The following is a 17,191-nucleotide window of genomic DNA, read 5'->3' as shown; positions in this document are numbered from 1 at the left end:
GAGGAATGCGGTGGTTTCCACCAGATCGCTTCCCCGGAACCGGGGCGTCAATCCCCGGTCAGCGGCCGGCGGCCTCCGCGACCAGCGCCTCGAACAGGCGCGGGTCGTCGCCCTCCTCGGGATGCCACTGGACGGCGAGGCCGAAGCGGTGGCCCTGCAGCTCGACTGCCTCCACCACCTGGTCCTCGGCCCAGGCCACGGCCGACAGGCCCTTGCCGAGCCTCCCGACCGCCTGGTGGTGGTAGGTCGGGACGCCTGCCGCGTCGCCCAGGATCTTGCCGACCAGGCTGGTCGCGCTGATCTGCACCGGATGCGAGCCGACGATGCCCGTCTCCGGCGCGTGGCCCCTGTGCCCGACGGCCTCCGGCAGATGCTGGATGAGGGCGCCGCCGCGCGCGACGTTCAGCACCTGCATGCCCCGGCAGATCGCCAGGAACGGCAGGTCCGCGGCCACGATCGCGCGGACCAGCGCCAGCTCGAACCGGTCGCGCTGCGGCTGCGGCGGCCCGGTCTCGTAGTGCCGGGCGGCGCCGTACAGGCCGGGATCGAGGTCGCCGCCGCCGGCGAGGACGATGCCGTCCAGCCGCGTGACCAGGGCCTCCAGCCCGCGCAGGGTCGCGGGCGGCGGCAGCAGCAGCGGGACGCCGCCGGCGCGCTCCACCGCGCGCACGTACGGCACCGGCAGGAGCGCGGCCTCGCGCACCCACACCCCCCAGCGGGCGGGCTCCTGGTAGGTGGTGATGCCGATGAGCGGCGGCGCGCCGCCCCCGGCGGCGGGGCCCGGAGCCCCGCGGACGGCCTCTGACATATGCCTGTCTCCCCCTCTGCTGAGCACTGGCCACAGGACGGCTGCCGATATGGGTGATCTGCCGCTTCCGGCGGCACCTCGCGGTGCCTCACCCGCCCCCTCGCGCCGTCCCGCCCCCGGCCTCTCTCCCGGCCTCTCTCCCGGCCAGCTTGCCGTACGTGACGGATATTCGCAGTCCGAAGCGCCCAGATCGTTTCGCCGGCGGCCGGCGTCCCGCCGCGCCGGTTCGGGCGTCCCCCGGGCGGAATCCTCGAAGAATCACGAAATCTTCCACCAGGGGGTGCTTTCTTCCTCCATGCCCGGTCCGGCCGGCGTCCGCCAGCCGCCCGGCCGCTCCGATACTGATCAGTATGCGTGCTCTTTCCGCAGCTCAACCGGTTACCGATGCTTTGCGGCCGATCACGGAGTGCATCGTTCGGCGACCGCCCACGGCGGCCGACTTGAGGGCCTGAGGGTTCACGGGCGAGAATCTCACAAAGCCGGGCACCCGACCTGCCGCGATCGCCGGTGCCGGGCCCCCGCAAGGCCGGGGAATGGGCTGGGAGTGAGCTGGCAGATGTCACCGGAACCCCGCATCGTCAAGGAGTGCTTCGCCCGGCTCGAAGCCGACCCGGCGGGCGCGATGAGCTACTTCTACGGCCGCCTCTTCGCGGCCGAGCCGCAGTTGCGCGCCCTCTTCCCGCCCGCGATGGGGCACCAGCACGACCGGTTCTTCCACGCGCTCGTCCGGATCGTGTGGAGCCAGGACAACCCCGGCGAGCTCGCCGGGCACCTCGCCCGGCTCGGCCGCGGCCACCGCAAGTACGGGGTGCGGCGCGAGCACTACGCCGCCGTCGGCGCCGCGCTGACCGCCACGCTGCGCGTCTACGCCGCCGGGCTGTGGACGGCCGAGGCCGAGGACGCGTGGGCCGCCGCCTACCGGCACGCCGCCGACGCCATGATCGGCGCCGCCGAGCGGGACGCCGCGCACGCCCCTCCGTGGTGGGCCGCGGAGGTCGCCGGGCACGACCGCCGCGCCCCCGACCTCGCGGTGCTCACGCTGCGCCCCGAGCGGCCGCTCCCGTTCACCGCCGGGCAGCACGTCAGCGTGCAGAGCCCCCGCTGGCCGCGGGTGTGGCGCCGCTACTCGATCGCGAACGCGCCCCGCCCGGACGGCACGCTGCGCCTGCACGTGCGCGCCCGCCCCGGCGGGTGGGTGAGCGGCGCGCTGGTCCGGGGCACCGCCCCCGGCGACACCGTGCTGCTCGGCCCGGCGGAGGGCGCCATGACCCTCGACCCCGGCTCCGGCGACCTGCTCCTGATCGGCGGCGGCACCGGGCTCGCTCCCATGAAGGCCCTGGCCGAGGAGGCCGCCGGCTCGGGCCGCGGCATCCGCCTGCTGGTCGCCGCCCGCACCGCCGGCGGCCTCTACGACCTGCCCGACCTGCGGCTGCTGGAGACGGCCTGCCCCCGCCTCCGCGTCGTGCCCGTGCTGTCGCGGTCGCCGGGGAGCAGCGCGCTGAGCGGTCGCGTGCCCGACGTCCTGCCCGGCCTCCTGGACGGCGTCGGCGACCTCACCGCCTACGTCGCCGGGCCCGCCCCCCTCGTCCGGGGAACCGTCACCGCGCTGCAGCGGCTCGGCATGCCGCTGCGGCGCGTCCACCACGACCTGCTCACCGCCGGCGACCCGGTCACCAGCCCGCGCGCTCCCGCAGGAACCCCGTCGTCGCCGCGTCCGCCGGGTAGAACGACTCGATCGCCAGTTCCGCGACCGTGATGTCGACCGGCGTGCCGAATGTCGCGATCGTGCTGAAGAAGGACAGCTCGCGGCCGTCCACCCGCATCCGCAGCGGGACGAAGACGTCGTGGTCCGCGGGCGGCGCCATCGCCTCCCCCACGTCCCCGGGGAAGCTCCGCAGCTCCCGGTAGAGCTGGGTGAGCGCGGTGTCCGCGGTCAGCGCCACGTGCCGCCGCACCCGGTCGATCATGTGGGCGCGCCACTCGGCCAGGTTCAGGATGTTCTTCGCCATGCCGTCCGGATGCATGCTCAGCCGCAGCACGTTCAGCGGCGGCTCCAGCAGCTCCGGCGGCGCGCCCTCCATGAAGAACGCGGCGGCCTCGTTGGCGTCGATGAGGTTCCAGAACCGGTCCACGACCACGGCCGGATACGGCTCGTGCCCGGCCAGCACCTGCTTCAGCGCCGCCCGGACGGCGTCCATCTTCGGCTCCTCGATCGGCGTCTCGCCGAAGACCGGCGCGTACCCCGCCGCCACCAGCAGCAGGTTGCGGTCTCGCAGCGGCACGTCCAGGTGCTCCGCGAGCCGCAGCACCATCTCCCGGCTCGGCGCCGACCGCCCCGTCTCCACGAAGCTCAGGTGCCGGGTCGACACGTCCGCCTCCGACGCCAGCTCCAGCTGGCTCAGCCTGCGCCGCTGCCGCCAGGCCCGCAGCTGGTCCCCGATGGGCCGCACATCGCTCAACGCCGTCGTCACGTCCCGGACGCTACCGGCCCGCCGGTCACGCCCGCGATTACGTCCCGGGTAATGGACGCCGCGAGGGCCCGGCCGCCAGGGTGGACCCGAGGACGTCCACCAAGGAGGCTCCATGACCGCCGGGCCGACCCCCGACCAGCTGACCGCCGCCATGCCGTTCGCCCGCGCGCTCGGCGTGCGCATCGACACCGCCGGACCGGACGAGGTCACCGGCCGGCTGGACTGGGCCCCGGAGCGCTGCACCGCCGGCGGCGTGATGCACGGCGGCGCCCTCATGGCGCTCGCCGACACCCTCGGCGCCGCCTGCGCCTTCCTCAACCTGCCGGCGGGGACGTCCACGACGACGCTGGAGTCCAAGACGAACTTCTTCCGCGGCGTCAAGGAGGGCTGCGTCCGGGGCGTCGCACGCCCCCTGCACACCGGCCGCACATCGATCGTCGTCCAGACCGACCTCTACGACGAGACCGGCCGCCGCGTGGCCCAGGTGACCCAGACCCAGGCCGTCCTGCGGCCTTGATCCGGCCCCGTCGCCTTTACGTTGTAGATTTCTTAGTGAGGTGCTCGCCGAAGAAGGCGAAGATCCGGTCCCAGCCGTCGGCGGCGTTCTCGCGCCCCTTGCCCAGGCCGAAGACGATCTTGGCTAGGGGGCCGAGCGGGGCCGGCGGCGTGAGCCCGGTGAGGAAACCGTGCCCGGTCCCCGGGTACTCCTTCACGTCGTGCGCGACGCCGGCGCTCGTCAGGGCGCGCTCCAGCTTGCCCGCCGCCCCGCGAAGCGTCGGGTCAGCGGCGCCGTAGCTGCCGACGATCGGGCAGGCGCCGCGCAGCGACTCCTCCGGCCGCCGCGGCAGGATGCCGTAGTTGGCGGCGGCGGCCTTGAAGTCGTACTTCGCCGCCGCGACCAGCGCGAACCCGCCGCCCATGCAGAACCCGCACACGCCCACGTCACCGGTGCAGTCATCGCGTCCCGCGAGCCACGCACGCGCAGCCTCGATGTGGTCGTAGGCAGGGCCGCGCTGAGCGCGCATGTCGCGCATCGCCTTGGTGACGCACCGCACCCACGGCGCTCCGCCGTAGAGGTCCGGCAGGACGGCGAGGTACCCCTGCGCGGCGAACCGGTCGGCCTGGGCGCGCATGTCGGCGTTCGCGCCCATCGCCTCGAACAGGATGACGACGCCCGGCCAGGGCCCCTCCCCCTCGGGAACGGCGAGGTACCCCGGCAGCTCCCGCGCGCCCACGGGAATCACAATGTCAGACATAGCGTCGAATAATGCCGCAGACATACACCGTACGCCTAGCCCCGATCCGCGCGGTTACGGTGGTCGCATGCGCATCGACCGCCTCGACCACCTCGTCCTCACCGTCGCCGACATCGACGCCGCGATCTGGTTCTACACGCGCGTCCTCGGCATGGAGGCGGTGACCTTCGGCGCCGGCCGCCGCGCCCTGGCGTTCGGCGCCGGCAAGATCAACCTGCACGAGGCCGGCCGCGAGTTCGAACCGAAGGCGGCGCGGCCGACCCCGGGCAGCGCCGACCTGTGCCTGATCACCGCCTGCTCCATGGACGAGGTGCTCGCCGACCTGGAACGGCACGCCGTCCACGTCGAGGAGGGCCCGGTGGCGCGCACCGGCGCCACCGGGCCCATCACGAGCGTCTACATCCGCGACCCCGACCACAACCTGATCGAACTCAGCGTCTACGAGTGACCTCGCTCAGAGTTCGGCCACGCGAGACGCGGGCCGCTCCCGAAATGACGGCCTTGCCTGTTGCGCTTGGCGACCAATGAGACGACATATGTCGGGCGAAGGTTATGGAATGATTGCCCATTGGGCATCACACGCAACAGCCCGACCCGGTCATCGACACGGACGTTGGCGCTGATCCCCGCCTTGATGGCGAGGACCTGCAGACCTCCGGCCAGCTCCGCCGAGGCGGTGTAGATCACGCGGTGTCCGTTCTTGGGGTGCGTGGTGCCATCACCTTCGACCATCGCGTCGATGAAGAGATGAATGATCTCCGGCGTCCATCCATGCGCCACTCGGGGCAACCTCTTGTCGACCGCCCGCCCCAACCCGGCCAGGAAGTCCCGCAGCGCGACGCACTGGGTTCGGACGCAGCCGTGGCTTGAGACCGGCAGGTAAGCCCGGAGACGCCGGAAAGACCGCGCCCGGATAAGTGCGCACGCACTGGGCACCATTGTCGGGACGTGTCCAGGTCCGGATCGTGGATGGGATCCGGACGTCCGCATCAGTGCCGCAGTGCCACCGCGCCGTCTTCGCGTAGCGGATGCGTTTGTGCACGAGCGCACCCGGCGCTTCGACCGCGAACGGCTGTTCCCCTCGGCGTGCCGCGCGCGTATCGACCCGTTGGACCCACAGCGGGTGATCAATACCGACGAGCAGATCGATCTGCTCCGACCTGACCCTGTACATCGGGCCCCGGGTCTCACGGTGAAGGACGGCTGTCGCCTCCCGGTATCCCAGCACGCCGGAGGACGGGTCGACAGTCGCGAACGTTTCCGTCCCGTCCACCAGCGGCCATGGCTTCCAGCCGCCCGCCGTCAGCACGTCCGTCCCAGGGAGCCGACAGAACAGGCCCGCCCGCGTCGGGGGCTGCGGGCGGGCGTCGCGGTGACGCTAAGGGCAGACGCGGCCGTTGGCCTCGAAGGCGGCGTGGGTCAGCGGCATGAGCTTGGCCCACTCCTCCTCCATCAGCTCGGCCACCATCTCGATCTCCCGCTGCGGGAACGAGGGGAACGCGGCGTCCTCCCTCTTGACGCGCAGGGAGAGGAAGTTCATCAAGGCACGTGCGTTGCAGGTCACGTACATCGAGGAGTAGAGCCCGACCGGAAGGACGCTCCTCGCCACCTCACGGGCGATGCCCGCGTCCAGCATCTCGGTGTAGGCGCGGTAGGCGTGCCGGTAACTCTCCTTCGTGACCTCGTCGACGATCTTGCGCTGCTCGGGGGTCCCGTCCACGAACACGTACTTGCCCGGCTTGCCCTCCTGGACGAGCTTCCGATCTGCTCCAGGCACGTAGAAGACCGGTTCCAGCCTGCGGTAGCGGCCGCTCTCCTCGTTGAAGGAGAACGTCCGGTGCCGCATCTGCTCGCGGAACACGAAGATCGGCGCCTTCACGTAAAAGGTCATCGACGAGTGCTCGAACGGGGTGCCGTGCCGGTCGCGCATCAGGTAGTTGATGAGGCCTTTGGAGCGTTCTGGGTCGGCCTCCAGTTCCGCGAGCGAGTTCTCCCCCTTCGTCGATACGCGTGCCGCCCAGAGCACGTCGGCGTCCGACGCGGCGGACTTGATCAGCTCTACCACCACGTCGCTGCGGAACTCGATCTCCATGGCCGTTTCGTCCGTCATCGGGCCTCCCCCTTCAGGTCGCCTGAGCCGCCTCCGCAACCTTAGTCTCGGCCGCCGACAGCGTCGGTCGAGGACGCCGGCGAGCAGCGGACCCGTCTTGCTCGCCTGTCTCGACATCAGCGGCGTCACACCGTCGCTCACCACTCATTCCGGTAGCAGGACCGTGCTGGAGATCACCGGGACCGGGTACGCGCGGGCCCTCGCCGCCGCGGGGGATCTGGGCGAGGCGCAGAGGGTCCTCGACACCCTCGACCGGGGCGCCGCGTCGCTGCCGGGCGAGATCCGGGCCGGGCTCGACTCACAGGCGGTGCACGTCCGGGCCCGGTGATCAAGACAGGGCGTCGATGTCGGCGATGATCGCCTTGCGGCCCTCCTCGTCCAGGGACGAGGCGATCACGGCGTTGCGGGCCAGGGACGCCAGGTCGGCGGCGCCCAGCCCGAACACCTCGGCGGCGACGCGGTACTCGCCGGTCAGCGTGGTGTCGAACATCGGCGGGTCGTCGCTGTTCAGCGTGACGAACAGGCCCTCCTCCAGCATCCGCGGCAAGGGGTGGGAGGACAGGTCGGAGACCTGGCCCGTGCACACGTTGGACGTCGGGCACACTTCGAGGGGCAGCTGCGTCTCGCGCAGGTGCGCGATCAGGCGCGGGTCGTCCAGGCAGCTGATGCCGTGCCCGATGCGCTCGGCGCCGAGGCCCTCGATGGCCTCCCAGATCGTCTCCGGCCCGGTCATCTCGCCGGCGTGCGGGAGGCTGCGGAGCCCGGCGGCGCGGGCGGCGGCGAACGCGTCGCGGAACGCGTCCCGGTGCGGCGGGCGCATCTGCTCGATGCCGCCGATGCCGAACCCGACGAGCGCCTCGGGCGGGTGGGCGAGCGCGTGGTCGATGGTGCCGCGCGCGCCCTCGGCGCCGAACTCGCCGGGGATGTCGAAGATGTAGGCGACGCGGATGCCGAGCCGGTCGCGGGCCTCGCGCACGGCGTGGTCCAGGGCCTCGGTGATCGCGGGCATCGGCATCCCGGCCCGCTGGTGGGTGTACGGGGTGACGGTCAGCTCGACGTAGCGGACGTTCTGCGCGGCGAGGTCGCGGGCGACGCCGAAGACGAGCGTGCCGACGTCCTCCGGTGTCCGGACGAGGCCGGACACCGCCTCGTACACCTCGGCGAAGTGCGGGAAGTCGCGGAACGCGTAGAAGGCGCGCAGCTCGCGCTCGTCCGCGGGGACGGGCCCGTCCGGGTGGCGGCGGGCGAGTTCGAGGACGGTGGGGACCGAGGCGGAGCCGACGAGGTGGACGTGCAGCTCGACCTTCGGAAGGGCGTCGATGAACGCCCCGATCGCAGTGGTTTCGGTAGGCACGTCCGCGAAGCTAACAGCCACCGCGCCCCCCATGACAGGCGAAGACGGCGAATCTAACGTGAAAACGTCAGGAACGGGACGGCAGGATGGTGTCCATGCGCGCGGCCCGGCTGATCTCCATGGTCCTGCTCCTGCAGTCGCGGGAGGCGATGACGGCGGGCGAGCTGGCCCGCGAGCTGGAGGTCTCGGAGCGGACCGTGTACCGGGACATGGAGGCGCTGTCGGCGGCCGGCGTCCCGGTCTACGCCGACCAGGGGCGCGGCGGCGGGTACCGCCTGGTCGGCGGTTACCGGACGCGGCTGACCGGCCTCACCCGCGAGGAGGCCGAGGCGCTGTTCCTGTCCGGGCTGCCCGGCCCGGCCGCGGACATGGGCCGCGCCGGCGCGCTGGCCGCCGCCGAGCTGAAGGTCCTCGCGGCGCTGCCCGCCGCGCTGCGGGACGCGCCCGCGCGGGCGAGCCGGCGGTTCCTGCTGGACGCGCCGGGCTGGTTCGGCGAGACCGGCCCGCCGCCGCTGCTGCGCGACCTGGCCCGCGCGGTGTGGCAGGACGAGACCGTCGAGCTGCGCTACCGCCGCAAGGACACCGAGGTCACGCGCACGGCCGAGCCGTACGCGCTCGTCCTGAAGAACGGCGCCTGGTACCTGGTCGCACGGGTCGGCGGCGGCTTCCGCACCTACCGCGCGGACCGCGTCGCCGGGATCCGCGCGACCGGCACCGTCTTCGACCGGGACGAGGAGTTCGACCTCGCCGCGCACTGGCGCGAGGAGGCGGCGGCGTTCGTGCGCTCGATGCTGCGCGAGGAGATCACCGTGCGCCTCTCGCCCGCCGGGGTGCGGCTGCTGCGCCACGCGGTCGAGCCGCACGCGGCCCGGCGGGCGGCCGAGGACGCCGGGGAGCCCGACGAGCACGGCCGGGTCGTGACGACGCTGCCGGTCGAGTCGATGGACGTCGCGGCGTCGCAGCTGATGCGGCTCGGCGCGGAGGCCGAGGTCCTCGCCCCGCCGGAGCTGCGCGCGCGGATGGCGCGGGACGCCGCCCGGCTGGCGGAGTTGTACGCGCCGCCCGCCGGCGGCTCCTAGTCCTGCTTGCGCGCGATCGCCTCGGCCAGCTCCTCCTTGCTCATCTTCGAGCGGCCCTGGACGTCGAGGCCGGCGGCGCGGTCGTACAGCTCCTTCTTGCTGCTGCCCTCGACGTCCACGCCGCCGAAGCTCCTGCCCTTGCCCTTGCGGGCGTCGGGGTTCTTGGCCCGCGGGTCGGACGGCCCCTTGCGCCCCTTCGGCTCCCAGTGGTCGCCGCGCTTCTCGAACGTGTGCTTGAGCGCGGAGTATGCGGTGCGGTGGGCGCGCTGGCCCTCGCCGTAGGTCTCGACCGCCGAGTCGTGCGCCTTGGCGAAGGTCTCCTGCGCCTCCTTCGGCGAGCGCTGGATCGTGCCGGGAAGCTCGTCCTTCTTCGGTTTGCCGCTCTTGGTCGTCTTCGGCATGACTCCTCCTTTTCGCCTCTGAGGTCGCGATAACCGGCCGGCGCGCCGCCAAACCGCTACCGGTAACCGGTGACGCCGGCCGGGCCGCCCGCGTCCACCACCTCCGTCAGGTAGCGCCACATGTCGGGGCTGCTGCCGTCGGTGTCGGTGAAGCCGTAGACCTGGGCGAGCCCGCCGCTGGAGAGGGCCCGCCCGTTCCAGCGGGCCCGGTCCGGGTCGGCGGCGAGGGCCGCGACGGCACGCCCCACAAAGGCGGGCGACTCGGACATGGCGAAGTGGGGGTCCTTGGCGGCCCCGTCCCGCCAGGTGGCCTCGGTGACGCCGAAGTGCTCCAGCATCGCCTCCGAGCGCAGCCAGCCCGGGGTGAGCGCTACGGCGGTCGCCCCGAACGGGGCGATCTCCTCGGCCTGGGCGAGCGCCATCCGGATCACGGCGTTCTTGACGATGTCGTAGAAGTACCCGCACTCCCTGCGGTACTTCGCGTTGTACTCGGCGGTCCCGTCGGTCATCTCGACGACGAGCCCGCCCGGCTCGCGGATCAGCAGCGGGAGGGCGTGGTGGCTGGTGACGGCGTGGGTGTCGAGGGCCAGCCGGAACATCCGCAGGCCGTCCTCGAGGGACTGCTCCCACAGCCGCTTGCCGAACTGGAAGAGGTGGTCCGATCCCCAGACGTCGTTGACGAGGACGTCCAGCCGGCCGCGTTCGGCGTCGATGCGGCGCACGAGCGCGGCCACCTGGCCGGGTTCGAGGTGGTCGACCCGGACGGCGATGCCCTCGCCGCCCGCCGCCGTCACCAGCTCGGCGGTCCCTTCGATGGTCTCGGGACGGTCCACTTCCGATCGCTGCGATCGGGTGGACCGTCCCGTCACGTAGACGGTCGCGCCCGCGGCGCCGAGCTCGACGGCGATGCCGCGGCCCGCGCCGCGTGTGCCGCCCGCGACCAGTGCGGTCTTTCCTGTCAGTGCGGTCTTTGCTGTCAGTGCACGGCTCATGGGGACGATGCTGGCACCGAAACCTGACAACTCACGTCAGGGTTTCCGTCCCCGCCGTGCGCGGGTTTTCGGGGGGGTCAGGTGAAGATGCTCACGCCGCCGGGGCCGACCAGGAGCCCGACGACGATCAGGACGATCCCCCAGAGGAGATCGCGACGGGCGAGGATCACGTAGATACCGGCGATCACGAGAATCACCGCGATAAGCCACAGGATTGTCATCATGACCCCCGGCCTCCCCCCGCAGGACGCCAAGAAACCGCAATCTCGTTTTGGGTGACCGAAATCTCCGTTATGGGCGGAGAAGGAGAGGTCTCTCCTTCTCCGCCTGGATAACGGCGGTCACCACGTCGCGGAAGCCACGGCGCGGTGTGGCCGGAACCAAGTCTTCCGTCCCGGCCGGGCCGCGGCATCGGCCTCAGGGCCGGTTCCGCGCGCCCGTTCCTCGTGCTTCGGAAGTAGGGGCACTCGGCATCCGGAACGGTTCAACCCTGCGAACGGCACAACCGGAGCACGTTGGCGACGATCCGGCGGCCCGCGCCGCCCGCCGCGGTGAGGATCGACTCCGGGTGGAACTGGACGGCCCAGCGCCGCCGCTCCGGGTCCTCGATCGCCATCACGACGTCACCGGTCAGCGCCGTCACCTGGAAGCCCTTCACCCGGTCCGGCGTGGCGTGCAGCGAGTGGTAGCGGGCCGCGGTGAACTCGTCCGGGAGCCCCTCGAACAGGCCTCCCCCCGGCTCGAGCGCCGTGACCTTCACCTGGCCGGGCTTGCCATGGGACGGCTCGGGCAGCAGTGCCAGCTCACCGCCGGCGTGCTCCACCATCGCCTGCAGGCCGAGGCACACGCCGAAGACGGGGAGGTCCCGTTCGGCGAGGGCGCTCAGCAGCGCGCGGGTTCCGAAATCCTCAGGACGGCCGGGACCGGGCGACAGCACCACCAGGTCGGGGGCGTGCTCGTCCAGCATCCGCACCGGGAACCCGTGCCGGAGCGTGACCACGGCGGCGCCCTCCTGGCGGAAGTAGTCGGCGAGCGTGTTGACGAACGAGTCCTCGTGGTCGACGAGCAGCACCTTGACGCCGTCCCCGGGCGGCGCGGGCCGCGGCTCCTCCGCGGGCGCGGCGCCGGCGCCCTGCTGGGACGCGGCGAGCGCGCCGAGCAGCGCGCTGGCCTTGAGGTGCGTCTCGCGCTCCTCCTCGTCGGGGTCGGAGTCGTAGAGCAGCGTCGCCCCCGCCCGGACGGTCGCGACGCCGTCGCGGATCTGCGCCGTCCGCAGCGTCAGGCCGGTGTTCATCGACCCGTCGAAGCCGACGCAGCCGACGGCCCCTCCGTACCAGCGGCGCGGCGAGTCCTCGTGGTCCTCGATGAACTGCATCGCCCACGCCTTCGGCGCACCGGTGACGGTGACCGCCCACATGTGGGTGAGGAACGCGTCGAGCGCGTCGAAGCCGGGGCGCAGCCGGCCCTCGATGTGGTCGACGGTGTGGATCAGCCGTGAGTAGATCTCGATCTGCCTGCGCCCGAGCACGCGCACGCTGCCGGGCACGCAGACGCGCGACTTGTCGTTGCGGTCGACGTCGGTGCACATGGTCAGCTCGGACTCGTCCTTGGCGGACGACAGGATCGTGCGGATCTGCTCGGCGTCCTCCAGCGCGTCGTCGCCGCGCTTGATCGTCCCGGCGATCGGGCAGGTCTCGACGCGGTCGCCGGTGACCCGGACGAACATCTCGGGCGACGCGCCGACCAGGTACTCGCCGTCGCCCAGGTTGAACAGGAACTCGAACGGGGCCGGGTTGCTCTCCCGCAGCCGCTCGAAGAACGCGGCGGGCGAGTCGCACCGCCCGTACATCGCGTGGCCCGGCGTGACCTCGAACAGGTCGCCGCGGACGAACTTCTCCTTGGCGTCCCGCACCATCTGCGCGTACACCCCGGGCACGGGCTGCGCCGGCAGTTCGGCCGCCCGTGCCGGGACGGGCGTCGGCTCAGTGGCGCGCGGCAGCCCGGCCGTGCTCCCCCCGCCCTCCACCTCGAACTCGTAGGAGATCCGGTGCGAGGTCTCCCGCTTGCGGTCGACGACGACCATCTCGTCGGCGAGGTGGAGGACGAGGTCGCGCTGGTCGCCGGGCCGCTCCAGCCGGGTCCGCAGCGGCTCGAACTGCAGCGACAGGTCGTAGCCGAACGCCCCGTAGAGGCCGAGGTGCGGATCGTCGCAGCCGAACAGGCCGGTGACGGCGCGCAGGACGGTGAAGACGGTCGGCTGGCGGCTGCGCTCCTCCTCGGCGAAGAACTCCTCCCCCGGCGGGACGAAGACCTCGAAGCGACCGGCCTCGTCCGCGCGGACGTCGCCGGTGCCGCGGAGCACGGCGGCGACGGCGGGCAGGACGACCCGGCCGCGGTCGTTGAGGGCGCGCACGGCGACCGCCCGCCCCCGCGCGACGATCTCCAGGCACGGGTCGACGTAGGCCATGTGCCAGCGGCTGTAGCGGCCCGGATACTCCATGCCGGAGCTGAGCACGCCGCCGCGCCGCTCGCCCACGGCGGCGACGAGGGCGTTCAGCACGTCGGACTTGCGCTCGGAGTCGACCGGGACGGCGGTACGGGTCACCCGTACGCCCCCGGCCGTGACGAACTCGCTGGTCAGCGGCTGCTGTGAGACGGTCTCCACCGCGGTGGCCCCTCTATCGGGCCCTCGACCGGACGGCGCACACGAGAAAGCGACCGCCGGTGAGGACGGTCGCCTGGTCTAGAGCATGCACGAACCGGCGCCGCCTCAGCGGCGCCACCACCACCGGGCGGCTGCGGTTCGCATGCGGCGAGGTTACCATGGACCCCGGCGCGGGGGTTTGCCCACCATCACCGGAGCGGCGGCCATGACCAGGAAGAACACCGAGTTCGAACTGCGCGGGGTCAACCATCTCGCGCTCGTCTCCAGCGACATGAAGCGGACCGTGGACTTCTACGAGGGCGTGCTGGGCATGCCCCTGATCAAGACCATCGAGCTGCCGATGGGCTGGGGCCAGCACTTCTTCTTCGACTGCGGCGGCGGCAACGCCCTCGCCTTCTTCTGGTTCCCGGACGCGCCCGAGCCATGCGGCGTGTCGTGCGGTCCATCTACTTCAAGGACCCCGACGGGATCCTGGTGGAGTTCGCGGCGTGGACGCGGGAGCTGAACCTGCCGACGGACGTCCGGCACGAGCCGAGGACCGCCGCCGACCGGACGGCCTGACCGTTCCCTGACGCCCTGTCGGATGGGTCCTGACCTGCTCCCCGCCGGACTGGAACGATCCACCCGAGTCGTGCCGTGACCGAGATCACGTCGTGATCATCGGACGTGTACTCTCACCCGGCCGCCCACCGGGCACGGCCTCCGTTTCGCGATCCGAAGGGCATCCCAGACGCGGGCCGTGCGCGTGACGCACGACGAGGAGGAACCCCCTTGACTCCCGACAACCCGAAGGAACCGGCCTCGACGGAACCGCCGCCCGCCGCACGCTCCGACCGCAGCGTCTGGAACTGGCTGCTGATCGTCCCCATCGCGGTCCCGCTGCTGACGTTCGTGTTCAACAGCGACTCGCCGCGGCTGGCGGGCTTCCCCGCCTTCTACTGGATCCAGCTCGCCTTCATCCCGCTCGGCGTCGCCTGCACGGTCGTCGTCTACCAGATGACGAAGAAGCGGGGCTGAGCCGTGGCGAGCGACCACATCACCGAGATCGTCGTCTTCTCCCTGCTCTTCCTGCTGGTCAGCGGGATGGGCTTCGTCGCCGCCCGGTGGCGGCGCCCGGACACCATGCACAGCCTGGACGAGTGGGGCCTCGGCGGCCGCAGCTTCGGCAGCTGGGTCACCTGGTTCCTCATCGGCGGCGACCTCTACACCGCCTACACGTTCGTGGCCGTCCCGGCGCTGGTGTTCGGCGCGGGCGCGGCGGGCTTCTTCGCCGTCCCGTACACGATCATCGTGTACCCGCTGGTGTTCCTGTTCCTGATCCGGCTCTGGTCGGTGTCGCACGTGCACGGCTTCGTCACGCCGGCCGACTTCGTCCGGGCCCGGTTCGGCTCGCCGACGCTGGCGCTGCTGGTGGCGATCACCGGCATCGTCGCCACGATGCCCTACATCGCGCTGCAGCTCGTCGGCATCGAGGCCGTGCTGAAGGCGATGGGCGTGAACGGCCACTGGCCGCTCATCATCGCGTTCGTGATCCTCGCGGCCTACACCTACCAGTCCGGGCTGCGGGCGCCGGCGCTGATCGCCTTCGTCAAGGACGCGCTGATCTACCTGGTCATCATCGTCGCGGTGCTGTACATCCCGGCGAAGCTCGGCGGCTGGGGCGACATCTTCGACGCGGCCAAGGCCAAGTTCGACGCGACGCCCGCGCCGGGCGACGGCATCACGATCGCCGGCACCGGGCAGCTGAACTACGCGATGCTCGCGCTCGGCTCGGCGATGGCGCTGTTCCTCTACCCGCACAGCGTCACCGGCGTGCTGGCCAGCAAGAACCGCAACGTGATCAAGCGGAACATGGCGGCGCTGCCCGCCTACAGCTTCGTCCTCGGCCTGATCGCGCTGCTCGGCTACATGGCGATCGCGGCCGGGGTGAAGCCGATCACCACCGACGGCAAGCCGGACGCCAACACCGCCGTCCCGGTGCTGTTCGACCACATGTTCCCGGACTGGTTCGCCGGCGTGGCGTTCGCCGCCGTCGGCATCGGCGCGCTGGTCCCCGCGGCGATCATGTCGATCGCGGCGGCGAACCTGTTCACCCGCAACATCTACAAGGAGTACCTGAAGCGGGACGCCACGGCGAAGCAGGAGGCCACCGTCAGCAAGCTGGTCTCGCTGATCGTCAAGGCCGGCGCGGTGGCGTGCATCCTGGCGCTGGACCCGCAGTTCTCCATCGACCTGCAGCTCATCGGCGGCGTCATCATCCTGCAGACGCTCCCGTCGGTGGGGCTCGGCCTGATGACGCGCTGGTTCCACCGCGGCGCGCTCATCGCGGGCTGGGCCGGCGGCATGGTCGCGGGCCTGTGGATGCTGTACCAGATCCCGAACCCGGCGAAGGGCAAGGAGCACTTCGGCGGCTCGGCGTACCCGCTGAGCGATCTCGGCCTCGACACGAAGATGACGATCTACACCGGCATCCTGGCGCTGGCCGTCAACGCCGCGGTCGCGGTCATCGGCACGCTGGTCTGCCGGGCGGCCAAGCTGGCGGACGGCGCGGACGCCACCCGCGCGGACGACTACTTCGCCGACGAGGGCGACGCGAAGGTCAAGGAGCTGGACCTCACCGGCACCACCTGATCCGTCAGGGTCCCGCGGCGGCCCGCGGCGGCGCTCCCCGAGCGTCCGCCGCGGGCCGCTTCGGCGCGATTTCCGCCCCGAAGCCCTTGCGCACCCGTCCCCGTTCCGCGACAGAATGCGATTCTAGTGACCTGGGAGGGATCATGAGCTTCGAAGTCCCCGCGTCCGTCCGCCCGGTGCGCGACGCCGTCCACGCCTTCATGACCGAGCGCGTCGAGCCCGCCGAGCCGGCGCTGCGCGCGGGCGGGGACGAGGCGGCCGAGCTGCTGGCGGGCCTGCAGCGCGAGGCCAAGGCCGAGGGGCTCTGGGCGCTCGGGCACCCGGCGGAGCTGGGCGGCGGCGGGCTGCCGTTCCTCGACTACGTCTACGTGAACGAGGTCCAGGGGCGCAGCGAGTACGGGCAGGCCGCGCTCGGCACCTACACGCTCCAGGACTCGCTGATGCTGCACCGCCACGCCAGCGACGCACAGCGCGAACGCTTCCTCAAGCCGCTCGTCCAGGCCGAGATCAACCCGAGCTTCGCGATGACCGAGCCGGGCATCTCCAGCTCCGACCCCACGCAGCTGACCACCACCGCGACGCTGGAGGACGGCGAGTGGGTCGTCCGGGGCCGCAAGTGGTTCACCACCCTCGCCGACAGGGCCGCCTACACGACCGTGATGTGCCGGACGGAGCCCGAGGGCACCTCGCCGTACCTGTCGTTCAGCATGATCCTCGTGCCGACGGACACGCCGGGGTACACGATCGTCCGCGACACTCCCGTCCTCGGCCTGGACGGCGGGCACTGCGAGGTGCTGTACGACGAGGTGCGCGTCCCCGAGTCGAACCTGCTCGGCCCGCGCGGGCACGGGTTCGTCATCGCGCAGGAGCGGCTCGGGCCGGGCCGCATCTTCCACTGCATGCGCTTCCTCGGGCAGGCGCAGCGCGCGTTCGACCTGATGTGCGCGCGGATGCACGACCGGACGGCGTTCGGCGAGCCGCTGCACAAGAAGCAGCTCCTGCAGCAGCACGTGTTCGACTCCTACGCCGAGATCCAGGCGTCCCGCCTGCTCACCCTCCAGGCCGCGCACAAGATCGACTCCGGTGACCAAGCGCGGGTGGAGATCGGCGTCATCAAGGTGGTCGCGGCGCGGATGCTGCACAACGTCCTCGACCGGGCCATCCAGGTGCACGGCGCCGAGGGCCTCACCGACGACACGCCGCTCGGTGACATGTACCGGCACGCCCGCGCCGCGCGGATCTTCGACGGCCCGGACGAGGTGCACGTGACGACGACCGCCCGGCGCATCCTCAAGGAGTACGGCGAGGGCCGCACCTGGGAGTTCGGCCTGCGCTGACCCGCGCGCCGGCCCGCGGTCGCCGGACCCTCCTCCAGCGGCCCCGGGCCGCCGGCGGCCCGGCCGCCTCCTCAGCGGGCGGCCGGG

General features: G+C 72.0%; 19 protein-coding genes. 9 read left to right on the top strand and 10 right to left on the bottom strand.

All coding sequences use genetic code 11. The features are described from left to right. Nucleotides 1-58 precede the first annotated feature (58 nt). Entirely contained in the window at nucleotides 59-808 is a 750-nt protein-coding gene (locus AL2_RS29840) for a gamma-glutamyl-gamma-aminobutyrate hydrolase family protein (RefSeq protein ID WP_067639486.1), read from the bottom strand. Nucleotides 809-1,364: 556 nt separating this feature from the next. On the opposite strand from AL2_RS29840, the gene AL2_RS29835 reads away from it, so the two are divergent. Next, complete coding sequence (locus AL2_RS29835; RefSeq protein WP_083947032.1) at nucleotides 1,365-2,564, top strand: globin domain-containing protein; 1,200 nt, start codon at nucleotides 1,365-1,367, stop codon at nucleotides 2,562-2,564. On the opposite strand, the gene AL2_RS29830 is transcribed toward AL2_RS29835, so the two are convergent. Then, on the bottom strand, nucleotides 2,479-3,279 hold the full coding sequence (locus AL2_RS29830) for a helix-turn-helix domain-containing protein (protein ID WP_067639482.1): 801 nt from the start codon (nucleotides 3,277-3,279) through the stop codon (nucleotides 2,479-2,481). The two genes, AL2_RS29835 and AL2_RS29830, sit on opposite strands and share 86 nt — an antisense overlap. A 112-nt stretch (nucleotides 3,280-3,391) precedes the next feature. Between AL2_RS29830 and AL2_RS29825 the strand changes: the two genes are divergently transcribed. Next, nucleotides 3,392-3,796, top strand: coding sequence for a PaaI family thioesterase (locus AL2_RS29825; RefSeq protein WP_067639480.1), 405 nt, complete (start codon nucleotides 3,392-3,394; stop codon nucleotides 3,794-3,796). A gap of 16 nt (nucleotides 3,797-3,812) precedes the next feature. Here AL2_RS29825 and AL2_RS29820 read toward each other — a convergent pair whose 3' ends face one another. Next, nucleotides 3,813-4,535: a dienelactone hydrolase family protein gene (locus AL2_RS29820; RefSeq protein ID WP_067639478.1), complete on the bottom strand. Its 723-nt coding sequence runs from the start codon at nucleotides 4,533-4,535 to the stop codon at nucleotides 3,813-3,815. Between the two features lie 67 nt (nucleotides 4,536-4,602). Here AL2_RS29820 and AL2_RS29815 point away from each other — a divergent pair, with 67 nt between their 5' ends. Continuing rightward, the gene (locus AL2_RS29815) at nucleotides 4,603-4,983 is read left to right on the top strand and encodes a VOC family protein (RefSeq protein ID WP_067639476.1); all 381 of its coding nucleotides are present in this window, start codon (nucleotides 4,603-4,605) and stop codon (nucleotides 4,981-4,983) included. Here the strand turns inward: AL2_RS29815 and AL2_RS29810 are convergent. After that, the gene (locus tag AL2_RS29810) at nucleotides 4,974-5,315 is read right to left on the bottom strand and encodes an LAGLIDADG family homing endonuclease (protein WP_157438443.1); all 342 of its coding nucleotides are present in this window, start codon (nucleotides 5,313-5,315) and stop codon (nucleotides 4,974-4,976) included. The genes AL2_RS29815 and AL2_RS29810 overlap by 10 nt on opposite strands. A 598-nt stretch (nucleotides 5,316-5,913) precedes the next feature. Further along, nucleotides 5,914-6,645, bottom strand: a complete 732-nt coding sequence (gene thyX / locus AL2_RS29805; RefSeq protein WP_067639472.1) for an FAD-dependent thymidylate synthase — start codon at nucleotides 6,643-6,645, stop codon at nucleotides 5,914-5,916. A 97-nt stretch (nucleotides 6,646-6,742) separates the two neighbouring features. Here thyX and AL2_RS29800 point away from each other — a divergent pair, with 97 nt between their 5' ends. After that, nucleotides 6,743-6,973, top strand: a complete 231-nt coding sequence (locus AL2_RS29800) for a hypothetical protein (protein WP_067639471.1) — start codon at nucleotides 6,743-6,745, stop codon at nucleotides 6,971-6,973. Here AL2_RS29800 and add read toward each other — a convergent pair whose 3' ends face one another. Beyond that, a complete protein-coding gene (gene add, locus AL2_RS29795) occupies nucleotides 6,974-7,999 on the bottom strand; it encodes an adenosine deaminase (RefSeq protein WP_245667032.1) in 1,026 nt (341 codons plus the stop codon). Nucleotides 8,000-8,094: 95 nt separating this feature from the next. On the opposite strand from add, the gene AL2_RS29790 reads away from it, so the two are divergent. Next, entirely contained in the window at nucleotides 8,095-9,078 is a 984-nt protein-coding gene (locus AL2_RS29790) for a helix-turn-helix transcriptional regulator (RefSeq protein ID WP_067639604.1), read from the top strand. Here AL2_RS29790 and AL2_RS29785 read toward each other — a convergent pair. The 4 genes from AL2_RS29785 to AL2_RS29775 form a co-directional block, all read right to left on the bottom strand. Beyond that, on the bottom strand, nucleotides 9,075-9,479 hold the full coding sequence (locus tag AL2_RS29785) for a ChaB family protein (protein ID WP_067639467.1): 405 nt from the start codon (nucleotides 9,477-9,479) through the stop codon (nucleotides 9,075-9,077). The genes AL2_RS29790 and AL2_RS29785 overlap by 4 nt on opposite strands. Nucleotides 9,480-9,535: 56 nt before the next feature. Then, a complete protein-coding gene (locus AL2_RS29780; RefSeq protein ID WP_067639465.1) occupies nucleotides 9,536-10,471 on the bottom strand; it encodes an SDR family oxidoreductase in 936 nt (311 codons plus the stop codon). Between the two features lie 77 nt (nucleotides 10,472-10,548). Then, nucleotides 10,549-10,695: a GPGG-motif small membrane protein gene (locus AL2_RS38185; RefSeq protein WP_165959128.1), complete on the bottom strand. Its 147-nt coding sequence runs from the start codon at nucleotides 10,693-10,695 to the stop codon at nucleotides 10,549-10,551. Nucleotides 10,696-10,955: 260 nt separating this feature from the next. Continuing rightward, complete coding sequence (locus tag AL2_RS29775; RefSeq protein WP_083947024.1) at nucleotides 10,956-13,136, bottom strand: anthranilate synthase component I; 2,181 nt, start codon at nucleotides 13,134-13,136, stop codon at nucleotides 10,956-10,958. A gap of 205 nt (nucleotides 13,137-13,341) precedes the next feature. On the opposite strand from AL2_RS29775, the gene AL2_RS29770 reads away from it, so the two are divergent. The 4 genes from AL2_RS29770 (at nucleotide 13,342) to AL2_RS29755 (ending at nucleotide 17,104) form a co-directional block, all read left to right on the top strand. Beyond that, nucleotides 13,342-13,641 (top strand): VOC family protein, encoded by a 300-nt coding sequence (locus AL2_RS29770; protein ID WP_245667031.1) that lies wholly within the window; start codon nucleotides 13,342-13,344, stop codon nucleotides 13,639-13,641. A 266-nt stretch (nucleotides 13,642-13,907) separates the two neighbouring features. Further along, nucleotides 13,908-14,153 carry a DUF3311 domain-containing protein gene (locus AL2_RS29765; protein ID WP_067639463.1) on the top strand — a complete coding sequence of 82 codons (246 nt, stop codon included), beginning with the start codon at nucleotides 13,908-13,910 and terminating at the stop codon, nucleotides 14,151-14,153. A 3-nt stretch (nucleotides 14,154-14,156) separates the two neighbouring features. After that, nucleotides 14,157-15,767, top strand: a complete 1,611-nt coding sequence (gene mctP, locus AL2_RS29760) for a monocarboxylate uptake permease MctP (protein WP_067639462.1) — start codon at nucleotides 14,157-14,159, stop codon at nucleotides 15,765-15,767. Between the two features lie 143 nt (nucleotides 15,768-15,910). Further along, on the top strand, nucleotides 15,911-17,104 hold the full coding sequence (locus AL2_RS29755) for an acyl-CoA dehydrogenase family protein (RefSeq protein ID WP_067639460.1): 1,194 nt from the start codon (nucleotides 15,911-15,913) through the stop codon (nucleotides 17,102-17,104). Nucleotides 17,105-17,191 lie beyond the last annotated feature (87 nt).

The organism is Actinomadura latina NBRC 106108, from assembly GCF_001552195.1.
GTDB classification, from domain to species: Bacteria; Actinomycetota; Actinomycetes; order Streptosporangiales; family Streptosporangiaceae; genus Spirillospora; species Spirillospora latina.
This window is presented reverse-complemented; position numbering and strand designations above follow the sequence as displayed.

Bases quoted from the DNA above. Each gene is read 5' to 3' on its own strand.
- AL2_RS29840 (WP_067639486.1), bottom strand. From the start codon at position 808: ATGTCAGAGGCCGTCCGCGGGGCTCCGGGCCCCGCCGCCGGGGGCGGC.
- AL2_RS29770 (WP_245667031.1), top strand. From the start codon at position 13,342: ATGACCAGGAAGAACACCGAGTTCGAACTGCGCGGGGTCAACCATCTC.
- AL2_RS29780 (WP_067639465.1), bottom strand. From the start codon at position 10,471: ATGAGCCGTGCACTGACAGCAAAGACCGCACTGACAGGAAAGACCGCA.
- AL2_RS38185 (WP_165959128.1), bottom strand. From the start codon at position 10,695: ATGATGACAATCCTGTGGCTTATCGCGGTGATTCTCGTGATCGCCGGT.
- AL2_RS29835 (WP_083947032.1), top strand. From the start codon at position 1,365: ATGTCACCGGAACCCCGCATCGTCAAGGAGTGCTTCGCCCGGCTCGAA.
- AL2_RS29755 (WP_067639460.1), top strand. From the start codon at position 15,911: ATGAGCTTCGAAGTCCCCGCGTCCGTCCGCCCGGTGCGCGACGCCGTC.
- AL2_RS29815 (WP_067639476.1), top strand. From the start codon at position 4,603: ATGCGCATCGACCGCCTCGACCACCTCGTCCTCACCGTCGCCGACATC.
- AL2_RS29825 (WP_067639480.1), top strand. From the start codon at position 3,392: ATGACCGCCGGGCCGACCCCCGACCAGCTGACCGCCGCCATGCCGTTC.
- thyX (WP_067639472.1), bottom strand. From the start codon at position 6,645: ATGACGGACGAAACGGCCATGGAGATCGAGTTCCGCAGCGACGTGGTG.
- AL2_RS29790 (WP_067639604.1), top strand. From the start codon at position 8,095: ATGCGCGCGGCCCGGCTGATCTCCATGGTCCTGCTCCTGCAGTCGCGG.
- AL2_RS29820 (WP_067639478.1), bottom strand. From the start codon at position 4,535: ATGTCTGACATTGTGATTCCCGTGGGCGCGCGGGAGCTGCCGGGGTAC.
- AL2_RS29785 (WP_067639467.1), bottom strand. From the start codon at position 9,479: ATGCCGAAGACGACCAAGAGCGGCAAACCGAAGAAGGACGAGCTTCCC.